The organism is Candidatus Kinetoplastibacterium galatii TCC219, assembly GCF_000340905.1.
In the GTDB taxonomy this organism is placed as follows: Bacteria; Pseudomonadota; Gammaproteobacteria; order Burkholderiales; family Burkholderiaceae_B; genus Kinetoplastidibacterium; species Kinetoplastidibacterium galati.
This window is the reverse complement of record NC_020284.1, coordinates 785,949-801,545: the sequence shown is the minus strand read 5'-3', so window position 1 is coordinate 801,545 and position 15,597 is coordinate 785,949. Positions and strand designations below refer to the sequence as shown.

25 protein-coding genes and 1 pseudogene are annotated in these 15,597 nt (G+C 37.6%); all 26 read left to right on the top strand.

What is annotated here, in order from left to right:
- Window positions 1-262: 262 nt before the first annotated feature.
- The 26 genes and pseudogenes from rpsL to secY all read left to right on the top strand — a co-directional run bounded on the left by rpsL (window position 263) and on the right by secY (window position 15,568).
- A complete protein-coding gene (rpsL, locus tag ST1E_RS03790; protein ID WP_015389920.1) occupies window positions 263-640 on the top strand; it encodes a 30S ribosomal protein S12 in 378 nt (125 codons plus the stop codon).
- Between the two features lie 119 nt (window positions 641-759).
- Window positions 760-1,230, top strand: coding sequence for a 30S ribosomal protein S7 (rpsG, locus tag ST1E_RS03785; protein ID WP_015389919.1), 471 nt, complete (start codon window positions 760-762; stop codon window positions 1,228-1,230).
- Window positions 1,231-1,244: 14 nt separating this feature from the next.
- A complete protein-coding gene (gene fusA / locus ST1E_RS03780; RefSeq protein WP_015389918.1) occupies window positions 1,245-3,347 on the top strand; it encodes an elongation factor G in 2,103 nt (700 codons plus the stop codon).
- Window positions 3,348-3,419: 72 nt separating this feature from the next.
- Window positions 3,420-4,625: pseudogene (gene tuf, locus ST1E_RS03975) on the top strand (elongation factor Tu).
- Between the two features lie 42 nt (window positions 4,626-4,667).
- Entirely contained in the window at window positions 4,668-4,979 is a 312-nt protein-coding gene (gene rpsJ, locus ST1E_RS03770; protein WP_015389917.1) for a 30S ribosomal protein S10, read from the top strand.
- Between the two features lie 177 nt (window positions 4,980-5,156).
- A complete protein-coding gene (gene rplC / locus ST1E_RS03765) occupies window positions 5,157-5,852 on the top strand; it encodes a 50S ribosomal protein L3 (protein ID WP_041185990.1) in 696 nt (231 codons plus the stop codon).
- Window positions 5,853-5,855: 3 nt separating this feature from the next.
- Window positions 5,856-6,473 carry a 50S ribosomal protein L4 gene (rplD, locus tag ST1E_RS03760; protein WP_015389915.1) on the top strand — a complete coding sequence of 206 codons (618 nt, stop codon included), beginning with the start codon at window positions 5,856-5,858 and terminating at the stop codon, window positions 6,471-6,473.
- A complete protein-coding gene (gene rplW / locus ST1E_RS03755) occupies window positions 6,470-6,766 on the top strand; it encodes a 50S ribosomal protein L23 (protein WP_041185989.1) in 297 nt (98 codons plus the stop codon). The genes rplD and rplW overlap by 4 nt, the downstream gene beginning before the upstream one ends.
- A complete protein-coding gene (gene rplB / locus ST1E_RS03750) occupies window positions 6,767-7,594 on the top strand; it encodes a 50S ribosomal protein L2 (protein ID WP_015389913.1) in 828 nt (275 codons plus the stop codon).
- A gap of 16 nt (window positions 7,595-7,610) precedes the next feature.
- Window positions 7,611-7,886, top strand: a complete 276-nt coding sequence (gene rpsS / locus ST1E_RS03745) for a 30S ribosomal protein S19 (protein WP_015389912.1) — start codon at window positions 7,611-7,613, stop codon at window positions 7,884-7,886.
- Window positions 7,887-7,890: 4 nt separating this feature from the next.
- Window positions 7,891-8,220 (top strand): 50S ribosomal protein L22, encoded by a 330-nt coding sequence (rplV, locus tag ST1E_RS03740; protein WP_015389911.1) that lies wholly within the window; start codon window positions 7,891-7,893, stop codon window positions 8,218-8,220.
- A gap of 15 nt (window positions 8,221-8,235) precedes the next feature.
- Window positions 8,236-9,042, top strand: coding sequence for a 30S ribosomal protein S3 (rpsC, locus tag ST1E_RS03735; RefSeq protein WP_015389910.1), 807 nt, complete (start codon window positions 8,236-8,238; stop codon window positions 9,040-9,042).
- 2 nt (window positions 9,043-9,044) lie between these two features.
- Complete coding sequence (gene rplP, locus ST1E_RS03730; protein ID WP_015237700.1) at window positions 9,045-9,461, top strand: 50S ribosomal protein L16; 417 nt, start codon at window positions 9,045-9,047, stop codon at window positions 9,459-9,461.
- Between the two features lie 10 nt (window positions 9,462-9,471).
- A complete protein-coding gene (gene rpmC / locus ST1E_RS03725) occupies window positions 9,472-9,666 on the top strand; it encodes a 50S ribosomal protein L29 (protein WP_015389909.1) in 195 nt (64 codons plus the stop codon).
- Entirely contained in the window at window positions 9,659-9,940 is a 282-nt protein-coding gene (gene rpsQ, locus ST1E_RS03720) for a 30S ribosomal protein S17 (protein WP_015389908.1), read from the top strand. Before rpmC ends, rpsQ begins: the two co-directional genes overlap by 8 nt.
- 218 nt (window positions 9,941-10,158) lie before the next feature.
- On the top strand, window positions 10,159-10,527 hold the full coding sequence (gene rplN, locus ST1E_RS03715; RefSeq protein ID WP_041185988.1) for a 50S ribosomal protein L14: 369 nt from the start codon (window positions 10,159-10,161) through the stop codon (window positions 10,525-10,527).
- 10 nt (window positions 10,528-10,537) lie between these two features.
- Window positions 10,538-10,858: a 50S ribosomal protein L24 gene (rplX, locus tag ST1E_RS03710; protein ID WP_015389906.1), complete on the top strand. Its 321-nt coding sequence runs from the start codon at window positions 10,538-10,540 to the stop codon at window positions 10,856-10,858.
- A 10-nt stretch (window positions 10,859-10,868) separates the two neighbouring features.
- The gene (rplE, locus tag ST1E_RS03705) at window positions 10,869-11,408 is read left to right on the top strand and encodes a 50S ribosomal protein L5 (protein ID WP_015389905.1); all 540 of its coding nucleotides are present in this window, start codon (window positions 10,869-10,871) and stop codon (window positions 11,406-11,408) included.
- Window positions 11,409-11,420: 12 nt separating this feature from the next.
- The gene (gene rpsN / locus ST1E_RS03700) at window positions 11,421-11,726 is read left to right on the top strand and encodes a 30S ribosomal protein S14 (RefSeq protein WP_015389904.1); all 306 of its coding nucleotides are present in this window, start codon (window positions 11,421-11,423) and stop codon (window positions 11,724-11,726) included.
- A 10-nt stretch (window positions 11,727-11,736) separates the two neighbouring features.
- Window positions 11,737-12,132, top strand: a complete 396-nt coding sequence (rpsH, locus tag ST1E_RS03695) for a 30S ribosomal protein S8 (protein WP_015389903.1) — start codon at window positions 11,737-11,739, stop codon at window positions 12,130-12,132.
- A gap of 12 nt (window positions 12,133-12,144) precedes the next feature.
- The gene (rplF, locus tag ST1E_RS03690) at window positions 12,145-12,678 is read left to right on the top strand and encodes a 50S ribosomal protein L6 (protein WP_015389902.1); all 534 of its coding nucleotides are present in this window, start codon (window positions 12,145-12,147) and stop codon (window positions 12,676-12,678) included.
- Window positions 12,679-12,698: 20 nt separating this feature from the next.
- A complete protein-coding gene (gene rplR / locus ST1E_RS03685; protein ID WP_015389901.1) occupies window positions 12,699-13,064 on the top strand; it encodes a 50S ribosomal protein L18 in 366 nt (121 codons plus the stop codon).
- Between the two features lie 15 nt (window positions 13,065-13,079).
- Window positions 13,080-13,601: a 30S ribosomal protein S5 gene (gene rpsE, locus ST1E_RS03680; RefSeq protein WP_015389900.1), complete on the top strand. Its 522-nt coding sequence runs from the start codon at window positions 13,080-13,082 to the stop codon at window positions 13,599-13,601.
- 5 nt (window positions 13,602-13,606) lie between these two features.
- Window positions 13,607-13,792 (top strand): 50S ribosomal protein L30, encoded by a 186-nt coding sequence (gene rpmD / locus ST1E_RS03675; RefSeq protein ID WP_015389899.1) that lies wholly within the window; start codon window positions 13,607-13,609, stop codon window positions 13,790-13,792.
- A gap of 9 nt (window positions 13,793-13,801) precedes the next feature.
- Window positions 13,802-14,245: a 50S ribosomal protein L15 gene (gene rplO / locus ST1E_RS03670; protein WP_015389898.1), complete on the top strand. Its 444-nt coding sequence runs from the start codon at window positions 13,802-13,804 to the stop codon at window positions 14,243-14,245.
- A 15-nt stretch (window positions 14,246-14,260) separates the two neighbouring features.
- The gene (gene secY, locus ST1E_RS03665) at window positions 14,261-15,568 is read left to right on the top strand and encodes a preprotein translocase subunit SecY (RefSeq protein ID WP_015389897.1); all 1,308 of its coding nucleotides are present in this window, start codon (window positions 14,261-14,263) and stop codon (window positions 15,566-15,568) included.
- The last annotated feature ends 29 nt before the right edge of the window (window positions 15,569-15,597 follow it).

Here is a 15,597-nt window from a genome sequence, read left to right as displayed (position 1 = left end):
TGACTGATTGTGTATTGTTATTTTTCTACTTTGACAATCAGTCATAACGAAGGTATTATCCTCAATTATGTCTTATTTTTATAATTGTGGTTATGTTACGGTGCTACTTTAGCATCTTTTGTTGTATTATTTGCGGGTCCCTATTTACAATATAGCCGTTTTAATGTGTTTATTGTTTTAGTTACCTGCTTTACTATTTTTTGCCTGTAGAAACATAAATAATTGTTAAACAGAAATGTAATATAAAGGGATTTTATAGTATATGCCTACTATCAGCCAGCTTGTGCGTAGACCGCGCGAGGTCAGCATTATCAAGAATAAAAGTCCAGCTTTGGAAAATTGTCCTCAACGTAGAGGGGTGTGTACCCGTGTTTACACAACAACCCCTAAAAAGCCTAACTCAGCTATGCGTAAGGTTGCTAAGGTTCGCTTAACCAATGGTTATGAAGTTATCTCATATATTGGTGGAGAGGGACATAATTTGCAAGAGCACTCGGTAGTTCTAGTTCGTGGTGGTCGTGTAAAAGACCTTCCAGGTGTTAGATATCATATCGTTCGAGGTTCCCTTGATTTGCAAGGGGTGAAAAATCGCAAACAAGCTCGTTCAAAATATGGAGCGAAACGTTCCAAAAAATCGTAATGCTACGATGAAAAATTATAGAAAGTGTGGCCATTTTTTATTAAATGGCATGTAAGTAGCTGCTTTTTAAGCAGCTTTGACTTTAATGGTTCAACTGAATTACACAAGGAAGTTAGTAAATGTCACGTCGTAGAGAGATTCCCAAGAGAGAGATTTTGCCAGATCCTAAATTTGGTAGTGTTGAGTTAGCTAAATTTATTAATATTGTTATGTTGAGTGGCAAAAAAGCTGTTGCTGAACGTATTGTTTACGGAGCATTAGATCAGATTGGCAATAAGACAGGTAAAAATCCTCTGGAGATCTTTAGTCTTGCTATCAGCAATGTAAAACCTATAGTGGAAGTAAAAAGTCGTCGTGTTGGTGGAGCAAACTATCAAGTTCCTATTGAAGTTAGACCTATTCGTCGATTAGCTCTATCTATGCGTTGGGTTCGTGAAGCAGCTAAAAAACGTGGTGAGAAATCTATGGATCTTCGTTTGGCTGGGGAATTAATTGATGCATCCGAATCTAGAGGTTCTGCTATGAAAAAGAGAGAGGATACTCATAAGATGGCAGAGGCTAATAAAGCGTTTAGCCATTTTCGTTGGTAGTTGGAGGTAATATAATGTCCCGTAAAACTCCGGTAGAATACTACCGTAACATAGGTATTTCTGCTCATATAGATGCAGGTAAAACTACTACTACAGAGAGAATCTTATTTTATACTGGTGTTAATCATAAGATTGGTGAAGTCCATGATGGCGCTGCTACTATGGATTGGATGGAGCAAGAACAAGAACGTGGTATTACTATTACTTCTGCTGCTACTACTGCTTTCTGGAAAGGGATGGCTAATAATTATCCAGAGCATAGAATAAATATTATTGATACTCCAGGTCACGTAGACTTTACTATAGAAGTAGAACGTTCCATGAGGGTCTTGGATGGTGCTTGCATGGTTTACTGCGCTGTTGGAGGAGTTCAGCCTCAATCAGAGACAGTATGGCGTCAAGCAAATAAATATAAAGTCCCTCGCCTTGCATTTGTTAATAAGATGGATAGGACAGGCGCTAATTTCTTTAAAGTTTATGATCAGTTGAGATTACGTTTGAGAGCAAATCCGGTCCCTATTGTTATACCTATTGGTTCTGAAGATAAATTTATGGGTGTTGTAGATCTTGTAAAAATGAAGGCCATTATATGGGATGAACAAAGTCAGGGTACTAAATTTAACTATCAAGAAATATCTTCAGATTTAAGAGATCAGGTAGAGAAATGGAGAGAGAATCTATTAGAAGTAGCTGCTGAATTCTCAGAAGAATTTATGAACAAGTATCTGGAAACTGGCAATTTGGATGAGTCAGATATTAATTCTGCTATAAGGGCCAGGACTATTGCTTGTGAGATCCAACCTATGCTTTGCGGCTCTGCCTTTAAAAATAAAGGCGTACAAAGAATGTTGGATGCTGTTATTGATTATCTTCCTTCTCCTATAGATATACCACCTGTTTCTGGTATAGATGATGAAGGTAATGAGATTCTCCGTAAAGCTGATGATAAAGAGAAATTGTCAGCACTAGCTTTTAAGTTAATGAGTGATCCATTTGTTGGCCAGTTAACTTTTATTAGAGTTTACTCAGGAGTTCTAAAATCTGGAGATACTATTTTTAATCCCATAAAGGGGAAGAAAGAGCGTATTGGTAGATTATTACAGATGCATGCTAATAATAGAGAAGAGATTAAAGAAGTTCTGTCTGGTGACATTGCTGCAGTTGTTGGCCTTAAAGAAGTTACAACAGGAGAGACTCTTTGTGATTTAGACTCGCATATTACTCTAGAGAGAATGATATTTCCTGAGCCCGTTATATCTCAGGCAGTTGAACCAAAGTCTAAGAGCGATCAAGAAAGAATGGGTATGGCCTTATCACGTTTAGCTCAAGAAGATCCTTCTTTCAGAGTCCGTAGTGATGAAGAGTCTGGTCAGACTATAATTTCTGGAATGGGGGAGTTGCATTTAGAGATTCTAGTTGATCGAATGAAAAGAGAGTTTGGTGTAGAAGCTAATGTTGGTAGACCACAGGTTGCTTACAGGGAGACCATTAGAAAAACTTGCGAAGAAGCTGAAGGTAAATTTATTAAACAGTCTGGTGGGCGCGGTCAGTATGGCCATGTTGTACTAAAAGTTGAGCCATTGTCTCCAGGGGAAGGATATCAGTTTGTTGATGCGATTAAGGGTGGTGTTGTTCCTAGAGAATACATACCTGCTGTAGATAAAGGTATTCAAGAAACTTTACCATCTGGCGTCCTTGCTGGTTATCCTATAGTGGATGTTAAAGTTACATTGTTTTTTGGATCATATCATGATGTCGATTCTAACGAAAATGCATTCAAGATGGCCGGTTCTATGGCATTTAAGGATGGCCTAAGGAAAGCTAGTCCAGTACTACTTGAGCCTATGATGGCAGTAGAAGTGGAAACTCCAGAGGATTATGCCGGTACCGTTATGGGTGACCTATCTTCTCGCAGAGGAATAGTTCAAGGCATGGATGATATCATGGGTGGGGGGAAAATAATAAAAGCAGAGGTGCCTCTGGCTGAAATGTTTGGTTATGCTACTAGTCTTCGTTCTTTAACTCAAGGACGAGCTACATATACAATGGAGTTTAAGCATTATTCAGAAGCACCGAAGAATGTAGCAGATGATGTTATTGCAGCAAGATCAAAGTAAATATTAACGAATATCGTTCACATTTTTATGTGAATGATATTTATCTGAATTTAAGAAAGTTTAAGGAATGACATATGGCGAAAAGGCAAGTTTGAACGTAGCAAGCCGCACGTAAATGTAGGTACGATTGGTCACGTTGATCATGGTAAAACAACTTTAACTGCTGCTATTACTACGGTTTTAGTCTACTAAAATTTGGTGGAGAAGCACGAGCTTATGCTCAGATTGATGCTGCTCCAGAAGAGAAAGCTAGGGGTATTACTATAAATACCGCTCATGTTGAATATGAGACATCAGCACGTCACTATGCCCATGTTGACTGTCCTGGGCATGCTGACTATGTTAAGAATATGATAACTGGTGCGGCACAGATGGATGGTGCGATATTAGTGGTTTCTGCTGCTGATGGCCCAATGCCACAGACTAGAGAGCATATATTGTTATCTCGTCAGGTTGGTGTGCCTTACATTGTTGTTTTTCTAAACAAGGCAGATATGGTTGATGATGAAGAGCTCTTGGAACTTGTTGAAATGGAAGTTCGAGAACTATTATCAAAATATGATTTTCCTGGTGATGATACTCCTATAATAAAAGGTTCTGCTAAATTAGCCTTGGAAGGTGATAAGGGTGAGCTTGGAGAACAAGCAATTTTAGCTCTAGCAGATGCTTTAGATACCTACATACCAACACCAGAGAGAGCAGTTGATGGTGCGTTTTTATTGCCTGTTGAGGATGTGTTCTCAATATCTGGACGTGGAACAGTTGTTACTGGTCGTGTAGAACGTGGAGTGGTAAAAGTAGGAGAGGAAATAGAGATTATAGGTATTAAGCCTACAGTCAAGACTATATGTACTGGTGTTGAAATGTTTCGCAAGATGCTTGATCAAGGTCAGGCAGGTGATAATGTAGGTATTTTGCTTCGAGGTACTAAGAGGGAAGATGTAGAGAGAGGTCAGGTATTAGCTAAACCAGGATCTATTACTCCACATACAGAATTTACTGCTGAAGTATATGTGTTATCTAAAGAAGAAGGTGGTAGACATACTCCATTTTTTAAGGGATATCGCCCACAATTCTATTTTAGAACTACAGATGTAACAGGAACTATTGAGTTGCCAGAAGATAAGGAGATGGTATTGCCAGGTGATAATGTTGCCATGACAGTAAGATTATTATCACCTATAGCAATGGAAGAAGGTTTTGCGTTTTGCTATCCGTGAAGGTGGTAGAACTGTTGGTGCTGGTGTAGTATCCAAAAATTATTGCTTGAAAATATAACGAAGGCAGTAGGCCTTCGTTTTTCGTTCTTTAGGAAGATTTATGAAAAATCAAAAGATTCGTATTCGCTTGAAAGCATTTGACTACAAGTTAATCGATCAATCTGCTGCAGAAATAGTTGATACAGCAAAGCGTACTGGTGCTATTGTCAGGGGTCCAGTTCCTTTACCGACTAGAATTCGTCGTTATGATTTATTGCGATCTCCACATGTTAATAAAACTTCTCGTGACCAGTTTGAGGTTCGTACTCATCAACGTTTAATGGATATAGTAGAACCTACAGACAAAACCGTAGATGCGTTAATGAGGCTAGACTTGCCAGCTGGAGTTGATGTAGAGATCGCTTTACAATAATTTTTATAATATTTTGTCACGTTGTGTTATCTTATGCGTGTATATAATTGCTCAGTTATAATTTAACATGGTAGAATCAAAAACTTGGGCAAATATAGATTGTTAGTTATCTATGTTTGTTTTTGTTTTATGTTTTTTTATTAAAGCTTAGTAGTACATTGGCCAATCGTAGCCAAAATGGAGATAATAATGTTGAATTCGACTTCTACGTCCTATAGATTAGGAATGTTAGGTCGCAAGATTGGCATGACTAGAATTTTTACGGATGAAGGTGAGTCTATTCCCGTAACTGTCCTGGATGTGTCAAATAATCGTATTGCACAAATAAAATCAGTAGAGAAAGATGGTTATGCAGCCGTTCAGTTGGCTTATGGTATTGGAAAACCATCACGTATTACCAAATCACTAGCTGGTCATTATTCTAAGGCTGGTATTGATTCTGGTAGCGTATTAAAAGAATTTCGCCTAAATCCTGCCGATTCTTTAGATTTTGCTGTTGGTTCTGTTTTAGATATAAATTCAATCTTTGAGGTTGGTCAGCAGGTTGATGTTTCTGGAACAACTATAGGTAAAGGTTTTGCTGGAGCAATAAAGCGTCATAATTTTGGTTCACAAAGAGCTTCTCATGGTAATTCTCGTTCCCATAGGGCTCCTGGCTCTATAGGTCAGGCTCAAGATCCTGGTAGAGTATTTCCTGGAAAAAAAATGCCTGGACATCTAGGATCTGTTTCTTGCACTATTCAAAATTTGGAAATAGTTAGAATAGATTCCGCTAGAAGCTTGATAATAGTTAGAGGCGCTGTTCCAGGTTATTCTGATTCTGAAATAGTTGTTCTTCCAGCCATAAAGAAAATCTTAAAGAAGAGGAGCTAGAAAATGGACATAAAGCTCCTTGATAATCAAGATCAGGCATCTATAATGAATGTTTCTGATCTGGTTTTTGGTAGCGAAGTAAATGAATCATTGATTCATCAAATAGTTGTTGCGTTCCAAGCAAATGCAAGATCTGGTAATCGAGCACAAAAAGATCGTGCAAGTGTTAAGCATAGTACTAAAAAACCTTGGCGTCAAAAGGGTACTGGTCGTGCAAGGGCAGGGATGACTTCTTCTCCTTTGTGGAGAGGGGGTGGTCGTATATTTCCTAATTCTCCAGAGGAAAATTTTTCTCAGAAGATTAATAAAAAGATGTATAGAGCTGGGATTAGATCTATATTATCTCAATTGGTCAAAGAAGATCGTATATTGGTAATTGATTCTTTAAAGCTTGATTCTCCAAAGACCAAAGAGGCTGCTTTAAAAATTAAAAATTTTGGCTCTGAATCAATATTGATTATATTAGACGAGATTGATGAAAATATTTATCTAGCTACTCGTAATTTATCACATGTAGCCGTTATAGAACCGCACTATATAGATCCATTGTCGTTGATTCATTATAAGAAGATAGTGATTGCAAAATCAGCTGTTAATCAACTAGAGGAGATGTTTGGATGAGTGCGGAACGCTTAATGCAAGTTATTTTAGCTCCAGTAGTTACAGAGAAAACAACAAATATTGCTGATAAGTATAGACAAGTTGCTTTTAGAGTTTTACCAGATGCTACAAAAATAGAAGTTAAGGCGGCTGTAGAGCTCTTGTTTAATGTAAAAGTAGACTCTGTAAGCATATTTAATAAAAAAGGCAAAGTTAAACGTTTTGGTCGTTTTATTGGCCATCGTCGTAATGAAAAGAAAGCTTATGTATCCCTTAGCGATGGTCATGAGATTAACTTTGCAGAGGTGGTGTAAATGTCTATTGTAAAGGTAAAACCTACTTCTCCTGGTAGGAGAGGATTAGTAAAATTAGTAAATCCATCCCTTCATAAGGGCGATCCTTTTTTTGCTTTACTGGAAAAAAAGAATCGCATCTCTGGTAGAAATAATAACGGTCATATCACTGTTAGACATAAGGGCGGGGGTCACAAGAAACATTATAGATTGATTGATTTTTGTCGTAGTAAAGACGGTATATCTGCTAAAGTAGAGCGTTTTGAATATGATCCTAATCGTAGCGCATATATAGCTCTTTTATGTTATTCAGATGGTGAGCGTCGTTATATAATAGCCCCTAGAGATCTTAGCGTTGGTGATGTTTTAATGTCTGGAATTGAATCTCCAATTCGTATTGGTAATGCTTTACCTATACGAAATATACCTGTTGGATCAACCATACATTGTATAGAGATGCGTCCTGGCAAAGGTGCCCAATTAGCTAGATCAGCTGGATCATCTGCAGTTTTGCTTGCTAGAGAAGGTGTTTATGCTCAGATTCGTTTGAGATCTGGAGAGGTTCGTAACATTCATATTGATTGTCGCGCAACTCTTGGAGAAGTTGGAAATGGTGAGCATAGTCTTCGTCAAATAGGCAAGGCAGGAGCAATGCGCTGGCGTGGTGTTCGTCCTACGGTTCGTGGTGTAGCCATGAATCCGGTAGATCATCCGCATGGTGGCGGAGAGGGTCGTACCGGTGAGGCTAGAGAGCCTGTAAGTCCATGGGGAACTCCAGCTAAGGGGTATAAAACTCGTCGCAATAAAAGGACTGATAATATGATAGTCCAAAAACGTAAGCGTAAATAATAAGAGGCGAACGAATATGTCACGTTCTATCAAAAAAGGACCTTTTGTCGATCTTCATCTGATGAAAAAGATAGAGGCAGCCTTTGCAAATAAGGATAAAAAACCAATTAAAACATGGTCGCGTAGGTCAACTATTCTCCCTGATTTTATTGGATTAACAATTGCAGTCCATAATGGTCGTCAGCAAGTGCCTGTTTATATAAACGAAAACATGGTTGGTCATAAATTAGGTGAGTTTGCTGCTACCAGAACATTTAAAGGACATGCTGCAGACAAGAAGGCTAAGAGGTAATTAAATGATAACTACTGCTGTTATCCGTGGAATTCATATGTCAGCTCAAAAGGTTCGATTAGTTGCTGATTTAATAAGAAATAAATCTGTTGCGCAAGCGGTTAATATATTAACGTTTTCGCCTAAAAAAGCTGCTTGTGTTATTAAAAAAGCTGTTGAATCTGCAATTGCTAATGCTGAGCACAATAATGGTGCTGATGTAGATGAGTTATATGTTAAAGAAATTTTTATTGACAAGGCTCAGTCTATGAAACGTTTTTCTGCTCGCGCTAAAGGTCGTGGTAATCGCATTGAAAAACAAACTTGTCATATTACCGTTAAGGTAGAATCCTAGGGAGAGAGGTAATATATGGGTCAGAAAATTTGTCCTACAGGGTTTCGTTTATCAGTCTCCAGGAACTGGTCGTCGCGTTGGTACGCTGAAGACCGTGATTTCAGCGGTATGCTGGCTGGTGATATACGAATTCGTGAATATTTAAAGAAAAAACTTAAAGGAGCTTCTGTCAGCAGAGTGCTAATAGAAAGACCAGCTAAGAATGCTAGAGTAACTATTTATTCAGCTCGTCCTGGGGTAGTTATAGGTAAGCGTGGAGAAGATATAGAAATTTTGAAGACAGATCTTCAAAGATTAGCTGGTGTTCCTGTACATGTTAATATAGAGGAAGTTCGAAAACCAGAAATTGATGCTCAACTAATTGCTGATTCTATAGCGCAACAGTTGGAGAAACGCATAATGTTTCGTAGGGCAATGAAACGAGCAATGCAAAATGCTATGAGATTAGGAGCAAAGGGCATTAAAATAATGAGCTCAGGAAGACTGAATGGTATAGAAATAGCACGTACCGAATGGTATCGTGAAGGCAGGGTTCCTTTACATACCCTTAAGGCTAATATTGACTATGCAACCTCTGAGGCTCGTACAACTTACGGTGTTATAGGCGTCAAAGTCTGGATATATAAAGGCGATATGTCTTTTTCTAATGAAGTGTTGTCGAATGATGTCAAGTCTTTAAAAGAAGAAGATAATCGTAAACCAAGACGTTCTTCAAAGGGAGATAGGTCAGATAAGGCGTCTCGTAATCGCGGATCTGGAAAAACTAACTATCGTGCCCAACAGAATAATAACGTTGCTTCTTCAGAAAATGAGGTAGGCTAATTATGCTACAACCAGCTCGTAGAAAATATCGTAAAGAACATAAAGGTAGAAATACTGGACTTGCCACTAGTGGAGCTAATGTGGCCTTTGGTGAGTTTGGGCTTAAGGCTACAGGTAGAGGAAGATTAACAGCTAGACAAATAGAATCTGCTAGACGTGCTATTAATAGACATATTAAGCGTGGCGGTAGGGTCTGGATTCGTATTTTCCCTGATAAGCCAATATCTCAAAAACCAGCAGAAGTTCGTATGGGTAATGGTAAGGGCAATCCAGAATATTGGGTATCAGAAATTCAGCCAGGAAAGGTGCTGTATGAGATGGAGGGCGTTAGCGAAGAATTAGCAAGAGAAGCTTTCCGTTTAGCTGCAGCTAAATTGCCGGTTTCTACTGTTTTTGTATCTCGTCGTATAGGTGCTTAAAGGGATTTTTATGAAAGCTAGTGAGCTTCGTTTAAAAAATAAAACTGATCTTAAGAGTGAGCTTGATAGTTTATTAAAAGCTCAGTTTAGATTGCGTATGCAAGTAGCTACAAAGCAACTTGTTAATACTAGTCAGATATGTAAAGTACGTAGAGATATAGCTAGGATACGTACTATATTGACAGAGGAAATAAGAAATGGATAATTCTGCTGTAATTCAGAATTCTAAACGTCAACGGACACTAATTGGAAAAGTTGTTAGTAATAAAATGGATAAGTCTGTTGTCGTTGTAGTTGAGAGAAGAGTAAAACACAATATTCTTGGCAAGATAGTAACTCGTTCTGTAAAGTACAAAGCTCATGATATAGATAATAAATATAATGAGGGGGATACAGTAGAAATAAAAGAATGCAGACCAATTTCTCGTACTAAATCTTGGCTTGTTGTGCGTTTAATTGATGCAGCAAGAGTTATCTAGTATTCTGAATTTATGTTTACTGTTTTTAGTTAGTGTATTCTTGTGTTCTTTATAAAAACATGAGACAATACCGGGAGATGTTTCTCTTATCTTAATGATGGAGAGACATTATATTAAGATTTCAACCCATATCTGTTTGGTCAATGTACCATGTCAGAAGAACGGGGCCAAAACTGACAACAATTGAATTGAGTTGTTAAGTTGGAATAGGAAAAATCATGATCCAAATGCAAACCACGCTAGATGTGGCTGATAATACTGGTGCGCGTCATGTTATGTGTATCAAAGTTCTCGGCGGATCTAAGCGACGTTATGCCGGAATCGGCGATATTATTAAAGTAAGCGTTAAAGATGCAGCTCCACGTGGACGTGTAAAAAAAGGCGAAGTGTATAATGCTGTTGTTGTGCGCACAGCAAAAGGTGTGCGCCGAAAAGACGGAGCGTTACTTAAATTTGATAGTAACGCTGCTGTGTTATTAAATGCAAAGTTAGAGCCAATTGGTACTCGTATCTTTGGGCCTGTCACGCGTGAATTACGTAATGAAAGGTTTATGAAGATTGTATCTTTGGCTCCAGAAGTTTTGTAGGGAAGCTTTGATGAATAAAATTCGTAAAGGTGATGAGGTTATTATTCTTACTGGTCGTGATAAAAAGCGTCGTGGAATAGTTTCAGCTGTTGTTGGAAAGGATCACCTGTTGGTAGATGGGATAAATGTTGTGAAAAAGCATATGAAAGCTAATCCAATGAATAATAATCCAGGAGGTATTACCAGCAAGTCTATGCCTATACATATATCTAATGTAGCTTTATTTAATAAGGTTACAGGAAAAGGAGAGCGTGTCCTTATTAAGGAATTAGATGGAGTAAGGACTAGAATATTCCGTTCCGATGGTTCTTCTGTAGATAATAAATCATAGGGAGCGAAGTATGTCTCGTTTGCAAGATTTGTATAAGAATACAGTTATAGATAGTTTAAAGTCCAAATTTGGATACAAGAGTGTAATGGAAGTCCCACGTCTTTCTAAGATTACTCTGAATATGGGAGTATCTGAAGCTGTTTCTGATAAAAAAATTGTTGATCATGCTGCATCTGATTTAACAAAAATATCAGGACAAAAGGTTGTTGTTACTAAAACTCGTAAAGCTATAGCTGGTTTTAAGATTCGTGAAAATTATCCAATAGGTTGTATGGTTACTCTACGTGGTGAACGCATGTATGAGTTTTTGGATCGTTTGGTTTCTGTTGCTTTGCCTAGAGTTCGCGATTTTAGAGGTGTCTCTGGTCGTGCTTTTGATGGTCATGGCAACTATAATATAGGTGTTAAAGAACAGATCATTTTCCCAGAGGTCGAGTATGATAAAGTCGATACTTTGCGTGGAATGAATATTAGCATCACTACTACAGCGAAGACTGATGAAGAAGCGAAAGCTTTATTAACAGCCTTCGGATTTCCTTTTCGTAATTAATGGGATTACAAAGTGGCTAAATTGTCCCTGATAAATCGTGATATTAAACGTACCAAATTGGTTAATAAATTCGCTGTTAAACGTGCTCAACTGAAATCTATAATTGATGATCAATCAAAAGGCGACGAAGAGAGATACCAAGCTAGATTACAGCTGCAGCAGTTACCACGCAATTCTAATCCCACAAGACAGCGTAATCGATGTGTTGTGACGGGTCGTCCGCGAGGTGTTTTTCGTAAGTTTGGATTAGCTCGACACAAATTGCGAGAAATGGCAATGAGAGGAGAGATTCCTGGAATGATTAAGGCTAGCTGGTAGGAGAAATAGCATGAGCATGAGTGATCCAATTGCTGATATGTTGACTCGTATCCGCAATGCGCAGCAGACTGATAAAGTAAAGGTTATCATTCCGTCTTCAAATATAAAAGTAGCAATTGCTACGGTTTTAAAAGAAGAGGGATATATAGATAGTTTTGAAATTAAAGGTGTTGCTAGTAAGCCAGAAATAGAAATTATTCTCAAGTATTATGCTGGACGTCCAGTCATAGAGAGAATTGATAGAGTTTCTCGCCCTGGTTTAAGAGTTTATAAAAAGAGTTCTAGTATTCCACAAGTAATGAATGGCTTGGGTATAGCTATAGTTTCCACTTCACACGGTGTTATGACAGACCGTAAAGCCAAAGCTAATGGTATTGGTGGTGAAGTTTTATGTTATGTGGCCTAAGGAGAAATTCTAATGTCACGAATTGCTAAATATCCAATTGATTTGCCTAGTAAAGTTGAGGCAAAAATTGAAGGTAACGAAATTACGATAAATGGCCCTCTAGGCTCTTTAAAACAGTTCCTTGTTGATGATGTAAAAGTAGAGCTTATTGATAATAAAATATTTTTCTCAATTGTAAATATTTCAGATAAATCAAAAGCTATGATAGGAACTTTACGTGCTCTTATATCTAATATGGTTGTAGGAGTTAGTAAAGGATTTGAAAGAAAACTAATGCTAGTTGGCGTTGGCTTTAGAGCTTCCGTACAGGGAACTATAGTTAAATTGCAGCTTGGTTTTTCTCATGATATCTTCCATCAGCTACCATCTGGAATTGTCGCAGAAAGTTCTATTCCTACAGAGCTTATTATAAAAGGCATAGATAAACAATCTGTAGGCCAAGTTGCAGCAAAAATTAGATCGTATCGTACACCTGAGCCTTACAAGGGTAAGGGAGTGCGTTATGCTGATGAGAAAGTAGTGCTTAAAGAAGCTAAGAAAAAGTAATTTAGGCAAAAGAGGAAGATATGAATAAAAAAAATTCCAGGTTGCGCCGTGCAATTCCAACTCGGCGAAAAATTAGTAGACTAGAAGTTAATCGTCTATCGGTATTTAGATCTAATTTACATATTTACGCCAATATTTTCTCACCGGAAGGAGATAGAGTTCTAGTAAGTGCTTCAACTCTAGAGCCTGAAGTTAGATCTTTATTGAGCGAGAAAACTACTAATGGTGGTAATAAGATAGCTGCTGCTATAGTAGGAGCACGCATTGCAGAAAAAGCTAAATGTGCTGGTATAGACTCCGTAGCTTTTGATCGTTCCGGTTTTCATTATCACGGCAGAGTTAAAGTTTTAGCTGAAGCTGCTCGTGAGGCTGGATTAAAGTTTTGATCGAGGATTTTATAAATGGCCAAAGTACAAGGCAAGAATAACGCGGAAAAAGATAACGAAGATGGCTTACGTGAGAAAATGATAGCCGTTAATCGTGTTAGTAAAGTTGTTAAAGGTGGTCGCACAATGAGTTTTGCGGCTCTTACTGTAGTTGGTGATGGTGATGGCCGTATAGGTATGGGGAAAGGAAAAGCTAGGGAAGTTCCAGTTTCTGTACAGAAAGCAATGGAGCAAGCACGCCGCAATATGTTTAAAATTTCTTTAAAAAGTGGTACGTTGCAACATGCTGTTGTTGGTAAGCATGGAGCCTCTAAAGTGATTATTTCTCCTGCAGCTGAGGGTTCAGGTGTAATAGCTGGAGGTCCTATGCGTGCTATTTTTGAGGTAATGGGTATCCGTAATGTTGTTGCCAAAAGTTTGGGATCTAGCAATCCATATAACCTAGTTAGGGCAACTTTTAATGGATTGCGTAATTCTATGACTCCCTCTGAAGTTGCTGCTAAAAGAGGTAAGAGTGTAGAGGAAATATTAGGATAGTTCTTATGACTCATGATCAATTAAAGATTAGACTTTTACGTTCTACTATTGGAACAAATAAATCTCATAGAGAGACTATTAGGGGTTTAGGACTTCGTAGAATAAATAGTATAAGTATTTTAAATAACACACCTGAGGTTAGGGGAATGCTTAGAAAAGTAAAATATCTTATTGATGTTTCGCATGTTTAGGAAAGCTATATGTTAGAAATAAGATTAAATTCAATAAATCCTGCTGAAGGTAGTAAATTTTCTAGGCGCCGTGTTGGTCGAGGAATAGGTTCTGGTTTAGGGAAGACAGCAGGTCGTGGTCATAAAGGACAGAAATCTCGTTCAGGAGGTTTTCATAAAGTTGGATTTGAAGGCGGCCAAATGCCATTACAAAGACGATTACCAAAAAGAGGTTTTAGGAAATTTGATGATCATTTGTACGCACAGATTAATCTATCTGATTTGCAGTCTTTACCAGTTGACGAAATTGATTTACAAGTATTGAAAAGTAGCTCCTTAGTTAAGGGAGAAGTAAGATTTGTGAAGGTTATAAAATCAGGAAGTTTGTCACGAAAATTAGTATTAAAAGGTATCGCAGCAACAGCTGGCGCTTCCTCTGTTATAGAAGCTGCTGGTGGATCAGTAATAGTTTAAGAGGTATTTATAAAAGTGACTAGATGGCAATCATCGCCGAAGACTAATTCTGGCTATTATGACTTGAAACGTAGGATTATTTTCCTTGTTCTTGCCATTATAGTTTATCGTGTTGGTACTCATATCCCTGTTCCTGGAGTTAATCCTTATGTTTTGGCTGATTTGTTTCAACAGAATCAAGGTGGAATAATAGGTTTATTCAATATGTTTTCAGGAGGAGCATTAGTCCGTTTTTCCGTGTTTTCATTAGGAATTATGCCTTATATTTCGGCTTCTATAGTTGTACAGTTAATGAGTATGGTAGTTCCTTATTTAGAATCTTTAAGAAAGGAAGGAGAATCTGGCCGTAGAAAGATATCTCAATATACTAGATACGGTGCTGTTTTAGTTGCTTCTATACAAGCTTTTGGCGTTTGCCTTGTGTTACAGTCTCAGCCTGGACTTATAATTGATGATGGTGTATTTTACTTGACAACTAGAATCCTAACCCTGGTTACGGGAACTATGTTTGTAATGTGGTTAGGAGAACAGATAACTGAACGTGGTATTGGCAACGGTATATCTATTATTATATTTGCAGGTATAGTTTCAGAGCTACCATCTTCTTTCTTGCTATTATTAGATATGGTTCGTGTCAATTCTATGTCTGTTCCATCAGCTTTCTTTATACTAAGCATAGTATTTTTAGTAACAGCATTAGTCGTATTTGTAGAAATGGGACAGAGAAAAATTCCTGTAAATTATGCACAGCGTCAAGTTGGTAATAAGTTGTATAGAGGACAAAGTTCACATTTGCCATTGAAATTAAATATGTCAGGTGTAATTCCTCCTATATTTGCTTCTTCTTTAATGTTACTACCAGGTACAATAGCAAGTTGGTTTTCTGGTGCTAGAGAAATCACTTGGTTGTCTAATTTAGCTATTATGATTTCACCTAGACAGCCTTTGTACATAGTTTTATACTCATTGTTTATTTTGTTTTTCTGTTTTTTCTATACCGCTCTTGTTTTTAATAGTAGAGAAACTGCAGATAATCTTAAAAAAAGTGGTGCATTAATTCCTGGAATTCGTCCAGGGGAACAAACATCTCGTTATATTGATAAAATTCTTGTGCGTCTAACATTGATTGGTGCAATGTATGTTGTGTTAGTGTGTCTCGTTCCAGAATTTTTAGTAACGAAATGGAATGTGCCTTTTAATTTTGGAGGTACTTCTTTATTAATTATCGTTGTGGTAACGATGGATTTTATGACACAAGTTCAATCTTGTGTAATGTCCTACCAATATGATTCCCTACTTAAGAAATCTAATTTTAAGAGTTAAGGAAATGAAAAATTTTTATTGTTTTAAGT